Source organism: Sphingomonas sp. GW822-FHT03G08 (genome assembly GCF_058801135.1).
The window spans coordinates 863840-878213 of the sequence record NZ_JBXAMZ010000002.1; the positions used below are offsets into that span (position 1 = coordinate 863840).

Sequence of the window (14374 nt, forward strand, 5' to 3'; positions counted from 1 at the left end):
TTCAGAACTTGATCGTGGAACCGAAGAAGAAGCCCATTCCCATTGCGTCATAGGTGGTGGGATAGGTGTTCGCGCGCGGATTGTTGACGATCGGCGGCTTGTGATCGAGCAGGTTGTTGATCCCGCCGAACAGCCGGACATTGTCCATCTTGTAGGCGAAGGACAGGTCGAAATATTGCTGCGGGCGAATCCGCGGATTGACCAGGTTCGCCAGGTCCGGCGTGGTCGTGCTGCCCCGGCGCCTGGGCAGCAGATAGGTGTCGATCGTCACCGCATCGATGAAGCGACCGCGCACGCTCAGGTCGAGTGGGCCGTTGCGCCAGGTGACGCGGGTCACGCCCCGGAATTCGGGGATCGGCTCGCCGCAAGTGGTGCCGAACGCGCCGACGCATTCGTTCTTGATCGCAGGCAGCGCCGCGACGGGAACCGAAGTGAACTCGCGCGTCCAGGTCCAATTGGTGCCCAGCTCCAGCGTGCTGTGCCCGTCGCCCAGCCCCGGCAGCGCAAAGCCCAGGTCGAAGGCATAGCGTGCGCCGAAGTCGATGCCCGAGGTCTTGAGCGAACCGGTGTTCGCCTGGAGGATCTGCGCGGTGTATTGCCCGCTGATCTCGCCGGTCGCCGGGTTGCGGCTGATCGCGCGGCAGAACTCGCTCGTGGCGTCCTGCACCGTGTTGTAGCAGAGGCTCAGCGTGTTGTTCAGCCCGCCGCCCAGCGGCGCGATCGCGCCGTCGAGCGTGATGTTGAAATAGTCGACGCTCAGCACCAGTCGCGGGATCGCGCGCGGCGTGATCACCGCACCCAGCGTATAGGTGTTCGAGCGCTCCTCACCGACACTGGGGTTGCCGCCATAGGTGGCGGTGACGGTGTTGTTCGGCTGCACCGGCGCGGTGAACACCATCGATGCCGGCACGCCGGTGGCGATGCAGAGATCGCGCACCGCCGCAGTCTGCTGCGCGGTCGGCTGGCGGCTCGAACAGGGGTCGATCGCCGCTTCGCTGCTCTGGCGCAGGCCGCCGAACAGCTCGCCGACATTGGGCGCCCGCACCGCGCGCTGATACTGGCCACGAAGCGCGATATTGTCGTCGACGCGCCATTCAATGCCACCGAGATAGGTCCAGACGCCGCCGACACCCTTCAGGTCATAGTCGGAGTAGCGGAACCCGCCATTGGCGGTGAGCTTCTGGATAAGTGGCAGGTCGTGGAGCAGCGGCAGCTTGACCTCGCCGAAGATCTCGCGCGCGGTGATGCTGCCCTTGGTCGGCTGGCTTGCCGGAAAGCCGACCGCGTCGCCCGAGGACAGGAAGGTGTCGGGCGTGTAGCGCGCCGAGGACTTGCGCCACTCGGCACCCAGCGAGAAGCCCGCCGGGCCGGCCGGCAGCTTGAACAAAGTGCCCGAAAGCGTGGCCTGCGCCACCTGCTGCTTCGCCACGCTGCGGTTGGTCGCGTCGCCGATGATCGAGTCCACTGCCGCTTGGGACATGTTCTGGCCGAAGATGTTGATCAGCGGCGTCGCGCCGTTCTGCGAGAGCAGCCCGGTCTGGTAGCGGCTGCGCGAGATATTGCCGTCCTGGCTGTCGCGCTGCTTCGTCTCGGCATAGCTGTAATAGACGTCGTAGTTGAGGTCGCTCAGGAAGCTGCTCGACACGCTGCCGATCTCGCCGCGCAGGCCGAACACGCCGCGCACCACGTCGCGCTGGCTGTGGTTGACGCGCTGGCCGACCTCGACCAGCCGCCGTGCCGCGGTGAGTGCGACGATGCCGTCGCCGGGCCGGTTGGTCGCGCTTGAGGTGCGCTCGGCCAGGTCGAGCTGCTGCAGCACATTCTGCATCACCGGGGTGAGATAGGGATTGTTGGTGTTGAACAGGAAGGTGCCGCTGATGCTCGCCGGCGCCAGCTGCTGGTCGACCTTGTTCTGGCTGTAGTGGAACTCGCCATAGGCGGTCGCCGCGTCGCTGAAGTCGTAATGGCCGAACGCGTTCACCATCCAGCGCTTCTGCGGCACGATCAGATAATTGTCGGACTGGAGGTTGTAATTGTCCTGCGGATCGAGCGCCGGGCGCGCGGCCGTGCCGGCATCGTTGAAGGTGAAGCCGCGCGAGCCGAGCCCGCCCAGGCCGGCGGCGACCAGCGCCGCATCGAGCCCCGGGGTCGAGGTCGAGGAGCCGACCAGCGGCACGCCGGTGAAGCGGCCATTGGGGATGTCGCCGCTGCCGCTGGCGATCAGCCCGGGCACGCCGCCCGCCGCGCGGCAGGTCGAGCCCGAGGGCACCGCGATCGGCTTGCCCGCGCCGCGCTTGTCATAGCTTTCGGGCGTCACGCAGCCATCGACCAGCCATTGCGGCGCGAAGTCGCCGCGCTGGCGCCGGGTCACCGCGCCGCGATCGAGATAGTTGCCCGACACGGTGAGGTTGCCGCGCCCGCCGCCGAAGTTCTTACCCAGCGTCAGGTCGATGCTGTAGGTCGGCGTTGCGGTCGGGCTGTCTAGATTGAGCTGGCTGCCGAGCTCGATCCCCTCGAAATCGTCACGCAGGATGAAGTTGATCACGCCGGTGATCGCGTCCGAGCCATAGACCGCCGACGAGCCGCCGGTGACGATCTCGGTGCGCTTGATCAGCGCGGTTGGGATCGAGTTGAGATCGGTAACCTGCTCGGGGCCCGAGATGGTGAAGCGCCGGCCATTGACCAGCACCAGGTTCCGCGTCGCGCCGAAGCCGCGCAAATTCGCATCCGCCGTGCCGCCGGGCACGACATTGCCGTACGCGCCGCCATTGGTGGAGGGCACGAACTGCGGCATGTCGTTGAACAAATCCTCGACATTGATCGTGCCGGAGAGCTGGATGTCCTCCTCGGTCACCACCGCGACCGGGGTGGCGGTATCGCGGACGCGCTGGGCGATGCGCGAACCGGTGACGGTGATTTCCTGGCCCTCGTCCTCAGCGACGGCGGGTTCCGGCTGGGGGCGGGGATCCTCCGGCCCCTGGCCAAGGCTGATCGTCGCGCCGCTGCGCGCAACCACGCGCAGCCCGGTGCCGCGCAGCAGCTGGTCAAGCGCGGCGTCGATCGACATGCGGCCGCTCACCGCCTTGGTCGTCTTGCCCGCAAGGCGCCCGGCGGGCGCAACCACCTGGATGCCGGCCTGGCGGCTGAACTCCGGAATGCCCTTTACCGCGGCCTGCTCGCGCAGGTTGAACTGGCGCACCTGCGCCTGGGCCGGCTGCGAGACGCACGCCACCACCACGGCAATCGCCGTGCCACACACCATCCTGGACTGCATTGAGTATCCCCGTTGGGCCGGCAAACGCCGGCGTCACCCGGTAGATGGCCGGGGCGCGATCTTCCCCCACCGGTGCGCGAAAATTATTTCGCTGGCGGTTGCCGGCTCAGGCGGATCGTGTCGCCTTCGATAGCGACCCGCGCGCCAAGGCTGGCGGCGATCGCCCGGGCGAAGCCACGCGGATCATTGGCGGCGAAGCTGCCGGTGATCGGTTCGCGCGCCAGCACCGGATCGGCAATCACGATCCGCGCCGCGCCGTAGCGATCGAACTGCTTGGCGACGCTGGCCAGCATGTCGCCTTCGAACGCCAGCATCCCCTCGCGCCAGGCGAGCGAGCGCTGCAACGCATCGGGCTCGAGCCGGGTCACCCGCGCCGTGGCGCCGGGCGCGCTGGCGTCGAGCCGCATATTGGACTCCAGCACCCGTTCGACGCCGCCGGCGCCCACCCTGACCTTGCCGGTCGAGACGATCACCGCCAGCGGCACGCCTTCGATCGCGCGCACGCCGAAGGCGCTTTCGAGCGCACGCATCGTGAGCTGCCCGGCGAGGACGACGAAGGGCCGGCGCGCATCCTGCGCGACTTCGAAGAATGCTTCTCCGGAGACCAGCTCGATCAGTCGGCGCGCTGTGTCGAAGCTCTGCCGCAACCGGGTGCCCGGCCCGAGAGTAACCGCCGAACCGTCCTCCAGCGTCACCCGGCGGGTCTCGCCAATCCCGCTCGCAAGTTCGCCGCTGTCTCCCAGCAGGCGCGGCACGACCAGCACGCCGGCGAGCGTGGCGGCCAGGGCGGTGGCGCCTCCGGCGAGCAGCCGGCGACGGCCCAGCAGGCCCGCAGGTGGATCGGGAAGGGTGGGCGGCGCGGCCACTGCCTGGTCGGCGTGGACCCATAGCGCGCGTGCCCGTGCAAGTGCGCCGATCCGCCGCGTATCGACTGCCAGCCAGGCGTCGAGCGCCTGTTGCTCGGGTTCGCTCAGCCCACGATCGATCCGCGCCGCCCATTCGGACGCCGCATCATCGATAGTTTCGGCTGTCTCGCGATCGTGCATCCGGCGTGGCGTTCTTCTGGCTGGTTTCGTTCGGCTCCGGCGTGCCCGGCACCCTTTCCCCGGATGTAGATGCACGGGGCACCGCTTTTCCGCCACGTCCAAATTGCGCCATCAATATTCTGATGCCGCGGCCGATATGTTTTTCGACCGTACTCTCGGAAAGCCGGGTCGCGGCGGCGACTTCGCGCTGCGACAATCCCTCGACCCGGCGCAGCTGGAAGGCGCGCCGCGTCTGGGGCGGCATCGCCTCGATCGCGGCGGCGAGCCGGCGCAGATCCTCGCGCCCGGCGGCCTGATCGAAGGGCGAGGGCGCATCGTCCGCCGTGTCGAGCTCGGCCAGGTCGGCGACGGCCTGGATCGACACGATCTTGGCGCGCCGCACCCCCTGGAGGAACAGCGAGCGCGCGACCTGGAAGGCATAGGCGCGCGGATCGGCGATCTCGGCGACCGAGGCGCGGGTGGCGAGCACCGCATAGGTTTCCTGCACCAGGTCATCGACATCCGCGTCGTCGAGCGCGCTCAGCCCGTGCAGCCAGCGCCGCAGCGCCGGCTCGTGCGGCAGGATGCGCGTGGCGAGCCATTGGCTGCGATCGTCGGACGGAACACTCATCTCGGCGCCCCCTGCCACGCCATTGTGACAAGTCGGATGCGGTGGCGCCCGATCACTTCAATCCAAGCGCGTCCCGGATGATGTAGTGCAGGTCGGTCTGGTCGAGCAGGCCGCTGACGTTGACCGCGCGCGGGCCATAGGCCGCGATGCGCAGCTGGGTGCCGGTATGCCCCTGCGAGCCTTCCTCGGCGGTGCCGTAGCTGACCGTCATCACCCCGCCCTCGAGCGTGTTGAGCGCCGCGGTCAGGCCGGGCGCCTTGGTGCCGTTGCCGACGATCTGGCTGGTATGGGCATGATCCGCCGTGACGATCACCAGCGTGTGGCCGTCCTTGCGGGCGAATTCGAGCGCGACCTGCACCGCCTCGTCGAGATCGACCGTCTCGCCGATCTGCCCGCACGGATTGGCGGCATGATCCTGCTTGTCGATCGAGGCGCCTTCGACCTGGAGGAAGAAGCCCCTGGGGTTGCCCTTGAGCAGCGCGATTGCCTTGCGCGTCATCCCCGCCAGCGTCGGGATGCCGGCAGTGCGATCGGCATTGGGCTGGCAGGTGATCGCCGGCTGGTCGATATTGCCGTGATAGCTCGCTTTGGGGCCGGTCCAGCGCACCGGCATGTTGCCCTCCGCGAACAGGCCGATCAGCGGCTGCCTGTCATCGGCGCGGGTGACGGCGTCGAGCTCGGCGGCGTTGCGGACGATGCGGTAGCCGCGCGCCCGGGCCTGCTGCTCCAGCGTCTTGCCCTTCCACTTGCCGGCACTCGCGGCCTCGGCGAAGCTCTTGGCGCCGCCGCCCAGCACCAGATCGGCGCGGACGTCGAGCAGCTGCTCGGTGATCGAGCCGAGGCCGCCATTCTCCAGCGCGTTCTGCGGGCAGGTCTTGAGCGTCACCGCCGGGGCGTAGCAGCTGCGGAAGGCGACATGAGCGATCTGCGCGCCCGGGGTCGCGTCCTGGATCTCTGCGGTCGAGACGTCGCCGGTGGCGAGGCCGGCGGCCTTGGCATATTCGAGCAGCGTGCGCTGCGCCTTGCCGTTCACGTCGACGCCGATCGCGCCGTTATAGCTCTTCACACCCGATGCCCATGCCGTCGCCGAGGCGGCGCTGTCGGTCACATAGTTCGGCTTGCCGGTCTCGCGATCGAGCGAATAATGGGTGTACTGGCCGGTGAAGGGCAGGGCGTCGATGCCCTTGAAATAGCCGCCGGCGCCTTCGGCATAGTTGCGCGCCAGGGTGATCTCGGAATCGCCCATGCCGTCGCCGATCAGCAGGATGACGTTGCGGACCTCGCCCTCCTTGCTCAGCTTCTCGTAGAGCGCGCGCATGTCGCCCGGCAGGCGGCGCGCGCCGCCCGGTTCGCGCACGTCACCGCGCGCGGTGCGCGACAGGTCGGGCGTGGTTTCCTGCGCCAGCGCGGGCTGGCTGGAAAGCGCGAGAAGCGCGGCGAGGGCGATGCGCGAGATCATGGCAATATACTCCGAAGCGGATAGCGGGCCGGCATGCCCAGGACATGCCGGCCCGGTCAGAGGGGTCAGAACTGGGCGCGGATGCCCAGCGTGATGCGGCTTCCCGAGAATTCGTAGGTGGTCGGGAAGGACGGATCCATCGTGTAGCCCGTGGTCTTGGCGTTCCCCACGTTGATGCCCTGCAGCTCCACGCGGAAGTTGCGCATCAGCTGGTAGCTCGCCGCGAAGTCGAACTGGCCATAGGCGTCGCGATAGACCGGATACATGTTGCGCTCGATCCGCTCCACATAGGCGCCCTTGCGGTTGTACGACACGCGCAGCGAGATCGGGCCCTTATCGTAGAACACCGTCGCATTGTACGTGTTGTCCGACAGGCCGATCGGCGAGGTCGGCACGCCCAGGTCGGACTGGCCGGTCAGCGAGCTGTCGAGGAAGGTGGCGTTGGCGTTGATGCCGAAGCCTTCCATCCAGCGGGCGAACATGCCGAACGGGATCACCGCGTTCAGCTCGATGCCGCTGACATTGTACGAACCCTCGGCATTGACCGGCTGGTAGACGTCGAAATCATAGACGCCGTTGACCGAGCCGTTGGCGTTGTACACGGTCACGCCCTTCACCACCCCGGTCAGGCGGCTCTGGACCACGCCCTTGATCTTCTTCCAGAAATACGACGCCGCCAGGATGCCGCCGTCCTTGCCGAGATACTTCTCGACGCCGACTTCCCACTGGTCGGCAAAGGTCGGCTTCAGGCCCGGATTGCCGTCGGTGTAGCGATAGCTGCTGAAGCTCGCGGTGCGCTTGTAGGCCAGGTCGGTCAGCGCCGGGCGGATCAGCGTCTGCGAAGCGGCGGCGCGCAGGTAGAAGCTGTCGGTCAGCTCAGCATGCGCGTTGAACGAGGGCAGGAACTTCTCGTAGCGGCCCGTGCTCGAAACCGGCGCCGGGGTCAGCCCGGTGGTGCCGTTCGGGTTCTGGACCTGGTGGAAACCCTCGGAATTGATCGTCGTGCGCACATAGCGCCCGCCCAGGTTCGCCACGATCGGGAACGAGACGTCGAACTCCATGTCGAGCATCGCATAGCCCGCGATCGTCTCTTCCTTGACCTTGTAATAGTTGGCGTTCTGGAACGGCGTCACGAAGCCGGCCGGGCGGAAGAAGCTGCGGGCATAGTCGTTCGAGATCTGCGACCAGCTCAGGTTGCGCGCCTGATAGTCCTTGCCGCCGACGATGTCGGTCACATTGGTGAGTGGGCTGTCGCCGAGCTTGCGGACGTTGACATAGGCGGTGCTGCCGCGCGTCGGGCCCTGGATCTTCTCCTCGCCATATTGGCGCTCGTTGGTCTTGCTGGTGTAGCGGCCGCCCAGCGTGAAGCGCTTGAATACCGACGAACCGAAATCATAGCCCAGGTCGATCTGGCCGGCATATTTGTCGTCGTTGATCTGCTCGCGCGTCGTCTCATAGGCCTCGAACAGGTACTTGCTCGGCGCATTGTACATGTCGATCGTGTTGGGGTTGGCGCTCGGGATCGTCTCGCCGCCATTCTCGGTATAGCGGGTGCGCGACGGCGCATAGGCGACGTGCTTGAGGTTGGCATAGTCCAGCACGCGCTTGGCGCCCGAATAGCCGCCCAGCGCGTTGATCGTCAGCCGGCCGGTCTTCCAGTTCATCTCGCCGCTGAACTGGCGATAATCGGTATCGGTGATGTACTGCTTGCTCAGGAATTCGTGCTGGGTGTTGGTGTACGAAACGTCACGCAGCACCACGATGCCCGCGCTCGACAGCGTGGTCGCGTCGAAGCCGTGGATCGTCTCCAGCGTCGAGTTGCTCGAAGCCGAATAGCCCGCCGCGTCATACTCGTCCTCGGTCGTGTCGTACGAGCCGAGGAACGCGTCGAAGGCGAGGCTGAAATTGTTGTGCGGCTTGTACTGGAGCGAGCCCGAGATGCCGAGCCGGTCCTGGTCGTTTTGGTAGACGCGGTCGCCCACCTTGTCGAGGAAGACGATCTTGTTCTTCATCGCGTCGGTGAAGGTGATGCCGGCGTCGCGCTGCAGCACCGCGATCGCCTGGTTGCGATAGGTGGTGCCGGCACGGTCGGTCCAGCGCGCGATCGGGCGGAAGTTGATGCCCGAATTGGAATCGGTGCGGTTGGTGCGCTGCTGCTTGGCGACCGAGATCAGCGCGCCGAAATCGCCGAAGGTGTTGCTGGCGAGGAACGAGAAGCTCGGGTCGATCTTCTCGGAGATCGAGTTGTAGGCGCCTTCGGCGCTGCCGACCAGGCGCAGGCCAGGATTGTCGAACGGGCGCGCAGTGCGGATCGCGACCGAGCCGGCGATGCCGCCTTCCTCGTCCGCCGCGGTCGGCGACTTCTGCACGGTGACCGACTGGATCAGTTCGGAGGCGAAGATGTCGAACTCGACGTCGCGGCCGCCCGAGCCCGAGGCGGTGGCGAGCTTGTTGATCGAGACGAAGGTGAACTCGCTCGGCAGGCCGCGCACATTGACGCGGGTGCCCAGGCCCTTTTCGCGCTCGATGGTCACGCCGGGCACGCGCTGCAGCGCTTCGGACAGGTTCTGCTCGGGGAAGTCGGCGATGTCGGTGGCGACGATCGAATCCGAGAAGCCGATCGTGTTGCGCTTCATGTCGATCGCGTCTTCGAGGCTGCGGCGATAGCCGGAGACGACGATCGCGCCGCTGTCTTCCTCGGCGACCGGCTCGGCAGCCGGCGCGGTCTGCGCGGCGGCTGGAGCGACGCAGAGCGCCGCGAACGCCGCGCCCAGCAGAAGCTGCGCGGCATGGGTACGATGACTCGACTTGATAAGCATATCTATCCCCCTCTGGATATGGATCCCGCCATGTTGCGCGGGCGAACGCCGGCGTTTCCCGGCCTGCGAGAGACCGGGATGGCGGCGTTGTTCGAACTTCTTCTGTCGGCGATTCAGGGGCCCGTCGGCCCCTTCACGCCTGCCTCTCCGCTCCTCCAGGTCTGACGACGGCCCTGACGCGTCTCGACCTGAAACTTTTCTTTCGCGGGGTCCGGTGGGGAACAGATATTACGTGGCTGTGACGCGGGGCGAATATATCCGCGCCGCGCGGGCATCCCCCGCGCGGCGATCCGCGTGCAATGCCCGCAGGCCGTAGGGGAAAACACGCCGCCGGCCGGATATCAGACAAAATGTTGCTGGGGTGTTGGCTGGCGGTTGCCGATACTGCCTAGCGCCGCGCGGCCCAGCGGATCGCCCCCGAGATCAGCGTCTGGTGCAGCGGCTCGGCATAGGTCTCGGCCTTGTGCCCCAGCGCCGAGAAGAAGACCCGCCCCTTGCCGACGCACCGGGTCCAGATCAGCGGATGCGTCTTGCCCATCCGGGTGCGCTCCGGGAACGGCTCGTAGCTGGTCTCGTCCAGCGTCGCGAGAATGCGGGTGCAGTTGCCGCTCGGCACCTTGTCGAACGAATACCATTCCTCGGTCCGCACCCATTTGGCGGGCAGGTCGCGGGTGGCGGGGTTGCTGCGGTCGATCACGTCGATGCTGCCCTGCTGGAACTGCTTGGGCCGTCCGGTATGGCCGATGAACTGCGCGCCGATCAGCGTCTCGGGATACCACTTCCAGTCATAGGTCGGATCGCCGCCGGCGCCGTGGAGCAGTACCACGCCACCACCTTTCTCCACCCAGGCCTTGAACGCTGCGCGCTGGCCGTCGTCGAAGATGTTGCCCGAAGTGCTGTTGAGCACGATCGTCGAGAATTTGGCGAGGTCGCGCGGGTTGATGACCGCGGCATTCTCGGTCTCGAACACGTCGCGCCCCTGCTTGCGGACGATCTCGGCCAGGGTGGCGTTGGCGGCATCGATCTGCTCGGGATCGCGGAAGCCGTTGGTCTTCGACAGGACGAGCACCGCGCCGCGCCGCAGCGGCGGCAGCTTGGGGGCGGCCGTGTCCATCACTGGTGTCGGCCAGTTGCGCGGGTCGCGTGGCGGCGGCGTCGCCGATTGCTGCGTGGCGGGGGCGGTCTGGGCGAGCAGGGCGAGGGCAAGCAGGCTCAGCGACATCAACTCTCTCCGATCAATCCTGGTCGAGGCCGAATTCGGCGACGATCGCGTCATCATGTTGGCCCACTCGGGGGGCGCCGGCCGGGCTGCCGGCCCGCGCGCCATCGATGCGGACGGGGCTGCGGGTAGTCGTCACGCCGCGCCCGACCTGCTGGAGCATGTCGAGCCGCTGGAAGGCGTCTTCGGCAAGCAGGCGGGGCCAGTCGTTCACCGGCGCGCACCAGATGTCGTGCGGGCGCAGCCGGTCGAGCCAGTGCCGGGTGGTTGCCCCGACAAGTCGCACGGCGATCAGCGCCTTGATCGCGTCGCGTTCGGCAAAGGGATCGCGGCCGGCAAGCGGCAGGTCGAGCAGCGGCGCCAGCGTCTCGAGCGGGGTCATCGCCAGCGCAAGCCAGCCGTCCTGCGTTCGATAGGTTCCATAGGGCGCGGCGAGATAGGCATGGGCATTGTCCACCGCCGCGCGGCGGGGCGGGCGGCCGCCGTCGTTCAGATGGGTGGTCAGCACTTCGAACTGCAGGTCGATCAGTGCCTCGAGCAGGCTGGTCTCGACATGCGCGCCTTCGCTCGAGATGCCGCGTCGGACCAGCGCGGCGAGGATGCCCTCGACCAGCACGTGCCCGGCGAGCATGTCCGCCACCGACAGGCCGAAGGGTACCGGGCCGTCCTGCGCATCGCCGCTCAGCCACATCGCGCCGGACAGTGCCTGGGCCAGCAGGTCCTGGCCGGGCAGGTCGGCCCAGGGGCCGTCCTCGCCATAGCCGGAGATGCTGCCGACGATCAGCCGCGGGTTCCGCGCGCGCAGTGCCGCCGGTCCGAAGCCGAGCCGCTCGGCGACGCCGGGCCGGAAGTTCTGGATCACCACATCGGCCCGCGCGATCAGCCGGTGGACGCGCGCCGCGTCGCGCGGGTCCTTCAGGTCGGCGGCGAGGCTCTGCTTGTTGCGGTTGATCGCGTGGAACAGCGTGGAGTCGCCGGCGATGTCGGTGTCGCTCAGGTAGAGCGAGCGGCAGATGTCGCCGCTCCCCGGCCGCTCGACCTTGATCACCCGCGCGCCGAGGTCGCCGAGCCGCAGCGCGGCGGAGGGCCCCGACAGGAACTGCGCCATGTCGATGATGAGCAGCCCCTCTAGCATTGCGAGTCCGCGTAGAGCCGGTTGAGCGCCGCGATGACGGAGGCGCCGTCCTCGCCCGCGCGCAGCCCCTGGTTGAGCCGTTCCGAGGCGGCATGCTGGAAGGCCATGTACCCGGCATGCCGCGGCCGGACCCAGGCATTGTCCAGGGTGTTCCGGGTCGCGCGGTAGAAGTCGCCGCTGGCCGCATTGGCGTCGGCATCTTCCCACGCATCTGCATGCCCCGGCTGGCCGCCATTCGGAGCGATGATCCCGCGCTGCACCGCCCCGCTCGCCACCCAGGCCGCGAAAGCAACTGCAGCCGCCCGATCCTGCGCATAGGCCGAGACGGCGATGCCCGTGCCCCCCAGCGCCGATCCGCGCGGGCCGTGGTCGAGCACCGGGATATCGGCGAAGCGGATGCGCGTGCCGCGGTAGCCGGGCAGGGCGTAGTTCACATAGCCATAGATCAGCGGCACCACCACCAGCCGGCTGTCCGGCGCCGCCATCGCCTCGAACATCGCGATCGGGTCCATCGCGAACGCCGCCGGATCCGCCACCGCCGCGAGCAGGTCATAGGCCCGCACCGCCTCCGCCGGGAAGAACGCCTCGCCGCCCAGTTCGACGCCGGCGAGCCCGCACAGGGTGAACAGGCTCATCAGGCTGTGCGGCGGTCGCAGCGGCAGCGAAGCGCGGCCCTCGGCAAACAGCGCCGCGAGTTCCTCCCACCGCGCCACCGGCCCCGCGATCCGCCCGGGCGCCCAGGCCTGGACCTGCGCCGCCGCGTCGATCGGCAGAGCCCATTGATGCCCGCCCCACGCATAGCTCTCATACGAGCCGCCGACCGAACCGCTCGCGATCTCCGCCAGGTCCACCAAGCCATCGAGCGCCACCAGGCATCCGCTCTCCGCGACCTGGCCGACATGGGGGTGATCGATCACGATCAGGTCATAGCGCCGCGCCAGCTCCTCGACCGGCCAGCTCTCGAAATCCTGCAGCGAGCGCCGGTCCCAGGCGATCGCCTGCCCGGTCCGCGCCTCCCATGCCGAAGCCGCCGCCACCAGCGGATCATAGCCACGCGAATGGTCCCAGGTCATGCCGCGCACGGCCTTCTCTCCCGTTTCTCCCGCTTCCCGGGAAATCATTTGACTCGGCATAGCCGCGACAATAGCGTCAGGGCAATAATCATATTAGAATATTAATCGGAGTGGATTGTGGGAGAGGGTGACCACAGCACAGGCATGGGCGCATCAGCGCCGCTGGCCGGCGTGACGGTGCTGGATTTCAGCCAGTTCCTCGCCGGCCCGTCCTGCGCGCTGCGTCTCGCCGACCTCGGTGCGCGCGTCATCAAGGTCGAGCGGCGCGAGGGCGGCGATTCGAGTCGCGGCCTGTTTCTCGCGGACATGGCTTTCGACCAGGACAGCGCGCTGTTCCACGCGATCAACCGCGGCAAGCAGAGCTACGCCGCCGACCTCAAGCACCCCGAAGACCTCGACGCCGTTCGCCGCCTCGTCGCCCGCGCCGATGTGCTGATCCACAATTTCCGCCCCGGCATCATGGAGCGGCTCGGCCTCGGCTGGGCCGACGTCTCGGCGCTCAACCCGCGCCTGATCTATGCCGGCGTCAGCGGCTATGGCCCCGACGGCCCGTGGCGCGACAAGCCGGGACAGGACCTGCTCGTCCAGTCGCTCTCCGGCATCGCCTGGCTCTCGGGCGACCAGAACGGCCCGCCAGTCCCCGCCGGCCTGTCGATCACCGACATGATGGCCGGCGCCCAGCTCGCCCAGGGCATCCTCGCGCTGCTCGTCCGCCGCGGCACCACAGGGCAGGGCGGCCGCGTCGATGTCAGCCTGATCGAGACCGCGATCGACCTCCAGTTCGAGCATCTCTCGGTCCATCTCAACCGCGACGAGACGATGCCCCCGCGCAGTGCTGTCGCGAACGGCAATGTCTATCTCGCCGCCCCCTATGGCATCTACCAGACCGCGGACGGCTGGCTCGCGCTCGCCATGGCCCCGGTCGACAGGCTCGGCACCATAATCGGCCTCGAAACCCTGGCCGGCTTCCCGCCCGCCAGCTGGTTCGCCGAGCGTGACGCGATCAAGGCGCTGCTCCGCGACCACCTGCTTACCCGAGCCACCGCCGACTGGCTCGCCCTGCTCGAGCCTGCCGGCATCTGGGCGGCGCCGGTGCTCGACTGGCCGGCGCTCCGGGCCGAACCCGCCTTCGCCGCGCTGCACGCCACCCAGACGGTTCGCTCCCCCGACGGCGCCGAACTCACGCTCACCCGCTGCCCGATCCGCATCGACGGCAGCATCCTCACCTCGCCGCGCGCCGCGCCCCGTCTCGGCGCCGACCGCACCGCAATCGACCGGGAGTTCGCCGCATGATCGTCGAGCAATATTTCGAGCAGTACGAAATCGGTGCCACCCGCACGAGCTTCGGCCGCACGATCACCGAGACCGATTTCGTCGTCCACGCCGGCCATACCGGCGATTTCTTCCCGCATCACATGGATGCCGAGTGGTGCAGCACGCAGGAGATCGGCCAGCGCATCGCGCATGGCACGATGATCTTCGCGATCGGCATCGGGCTCACCGCCACGGTGATCAATCCGCACGCCATGTCCTATGGCTATGATCGGCTGCGCTTCATCCGCCCGGTCCATATCGGCGACACGATCACGACGATCACCCGCATCGCCGACAAGCGCGACCACCCCAAGCGCACCAGCCACGGCGTCGTCACCGAGGCGGTCGATATCCGCAACCAGCGCGGCGAGACCGTGCTGGCCTGCGAGCATCTCTATCTCGTCGCCCGGCGCGATCTGGCCTGA

10 protein-coding genes are annotated in these 14374 nt (G+C 67.8%); 2 read left to right on the forward strand and 8 right to left on the reverse strand.

Annotated elements, in window-relative coordinates:
* Position 1: 1 nt before the first annotated feature.
* The 8 genes from AC1RJ5_RS21255 to AC1RJ5_RS21290 all read right to left on the reverse strand — a co-directional run bounded on the left by AC1RJ5_RS21255 (position 2) and on the right by AC1RJ5_RS21290 (position 12635).
* Entirely contained in the window at positions 2-3274 is a 3273-nt protein-coding gene (locus AC1RJ5_RS21255) for a TonB-dependent receptor domain-containing protein (protein ID WP_493115561.1), read from the reverse strand.
* A gap of 83 nt (positions 3275-3357) precedes the next feature.
* On the reverse strand, positions 3358-4320 hold the full coding sequence (locus AC1RJ5_RS21260) for a FecR family protein (RefSeq protein ID WP_269575994.1): 963 nt from the start codon (positions 4318-4320) through the stop codon (positions 3358-3360).
* Entirely contained in the window at positions 4286-4930 is a 645-nt protein-coding gene (locus AC1RJ5_RS21265; RefSeq protein ID WP_269575993.1) for an RNA polymerase sigma factor, read from the reverse strand. The genes AC1RJ5_RS21260 and AC1RJ5_RS21265 overlap by 35 nt, the downstream gene beginning before the upstream one ends.
* A 52-nt stretch (positions 4931-4982) precedes the next feature.
* Positions 4983-6389, reverse strand: coding sequence for an alkaline phosphatase (gene phoA, locus AC1RJ5_RS21270; protein WP_493115563.1), 1407 nt, complete (start codon positions 6387-6389; stop codon positions 4983-4985).
* Positions 6390-6454: 65 nt separating this feature from the next.
* The gene (locus AC1RJ5_RS21275) at positions 6455-9208 is read right to left on the reverse strand and encodes a TonB-dependent receptor (protein WP_493115565.1); all 2754 of its coding nucleotides are present in this window, start codon (positions 9206-9208) and stop codon (positions 6455-6457) included.
* Between the two features lie 388 nt (positions 9209-9596).
* Entirely contained in the window at positions 9597-10430 is an 834-nt protein-coding gene (locus AC1RJ5_RS21280; RefSeq protein ID WP_493115567.1) for a ThuA domain-containing protein, read from the reverse strand.
* A gap of 13 nt (positions 10431-10443) precedes the next feature.
* Positions 10444-11562 (reverse strand): CaiB/BaiF CoA transferase family protein, encoded by a 1119-nt coding sequence (locus AC1RJ5_RS21285; RefSeq protein ID WP_493115569.1) that lies wholly within the window; start codon positions 11560-11562, stop codon positions 10444-10446.
* Entirely contained in the window at positions 11556-12635 is a 1080-nt protein-coding gene (locus tag AC1RJ5_RS21290; protein ID WP_493115832.1) for an extracellular solute-binding protein, read from the reverse strand. Before AC1RJ5_RS21290 ends, AC1RJ5_RS21285 begins: the two co-directional genes overlap by 7 nt.
* Before the next feature lie 144 nt (positions 12636-12779).
* Between AC1RJ5_RS21290 and AC1RJ5_RS21295 the strand changes: the two genes are divergently transcribed.
* Together AC1RJ5_RS21295 and AC1RJ5_RS21300 are read left to right on the forward strand one after the other, a co-directional pair.
* Positions 12780-13928, forward strand: a complete 1149-nt coding sequence (locus AC1RJ5_RS21295) for a CaiB/BaiF CoA transferase family protein (protein ID WP_269575989.1) — start codon at positions 12780-12782, stop codon at positions 13926-13928.
* Positions 13925-14374 carry a MaoC family dehydratase gene (locus tag AC1RJ5_RS21300; RefSeq protein WP_184168470.1) on the forward strand — a complete coding sequence of 150 codons (450 nt, stop codon included), beginning with the start codon at positions 13925-13927 and terminating at the stop codon, positions 14372-14374. Before AC1RJ5_RS21295 ends, AC1RJ5_RS21300 begins: the two co-directional genes overlap by 4 nt.

Excerpts from the sequence above, each read along its gene's own strand:
- AC1RJ5_RS21295 (WP_269575989.1), top strand. The coding sequence starts at position 12,780 with ATGGGCGCATCAGCGCCGCTGGCCGGCGTGACGGTGCTGGATTTCAGC.
- AC1RJ5_RS21255 (WP_493115561.1), bottom strand. The coding sequence starts at position 3,274 with ATGCAGTCCAGGATGGTGTGTGGCACGGCGATTGCCGTGGTGGTGGCG.
- AC1RJ5_RS21300 (WP_184168470.1), top strand. The coding sequence starts at position 13,925 with ATGATCGTCGAGCAATATTTCGAGCAGTACGAAATCGGTGCCACCCGC.
- AC1RJ5_RS21290 (WP_493115832.1), bottom strand. The coding sequence starts at position 12,635 with ATGACCTGGGACCATTCGCGTGGCTATGATCCGCTGGTGGCGGCGGCT.
- AC1RJ5_RS21280 (WP_493115567.1), bottom strand. The coding sequence starts at position 10,430 with ATGTCGCTGAGCCTGCTTGCCCTCGCCCTGCTCGCCCAGACCGCCCCC.
- AC1RJ5_RS21285 (WP_493115569.1), bottom strand. The coding sequence starts at position 11,562 with ATGCTAGAGGGGCTGCTCATCATCGACATGGCGCAGTTCCTGTCGGGG.
- AC1RJ5_RS21265 (WP_269575993.1), bottom strand. The coding sequence starts at position 4,930 with ATGAGTGTTCCGTCCGACGATCGCAGCCAATGGCTCGCCACGCGCATC.
- phoA (WP_493115563.1), bottom strand. The coding sequence starts at position 6,389 with ATGATCTCGCGCATCGCCCTCGCCGCGCTTCTCGCGCTTTCCAGCCAG.
- AC1RJ5_RS21275 (WP_493115565.1), bottom strand. The coding sequence starts at position 9,208 with ATGCTTATCAAGTCGAGTCATCGTACCCATGCCGCGCAGCTTCTGCTG.
- AC1RJ5_RS21260 (WP_269575994.1), bottom strand. The coding sequence starts at position 4,320 with ATGCACGATCGCGAGACAGCCGAAACTATCGATGATGCGGCGTCCGAA.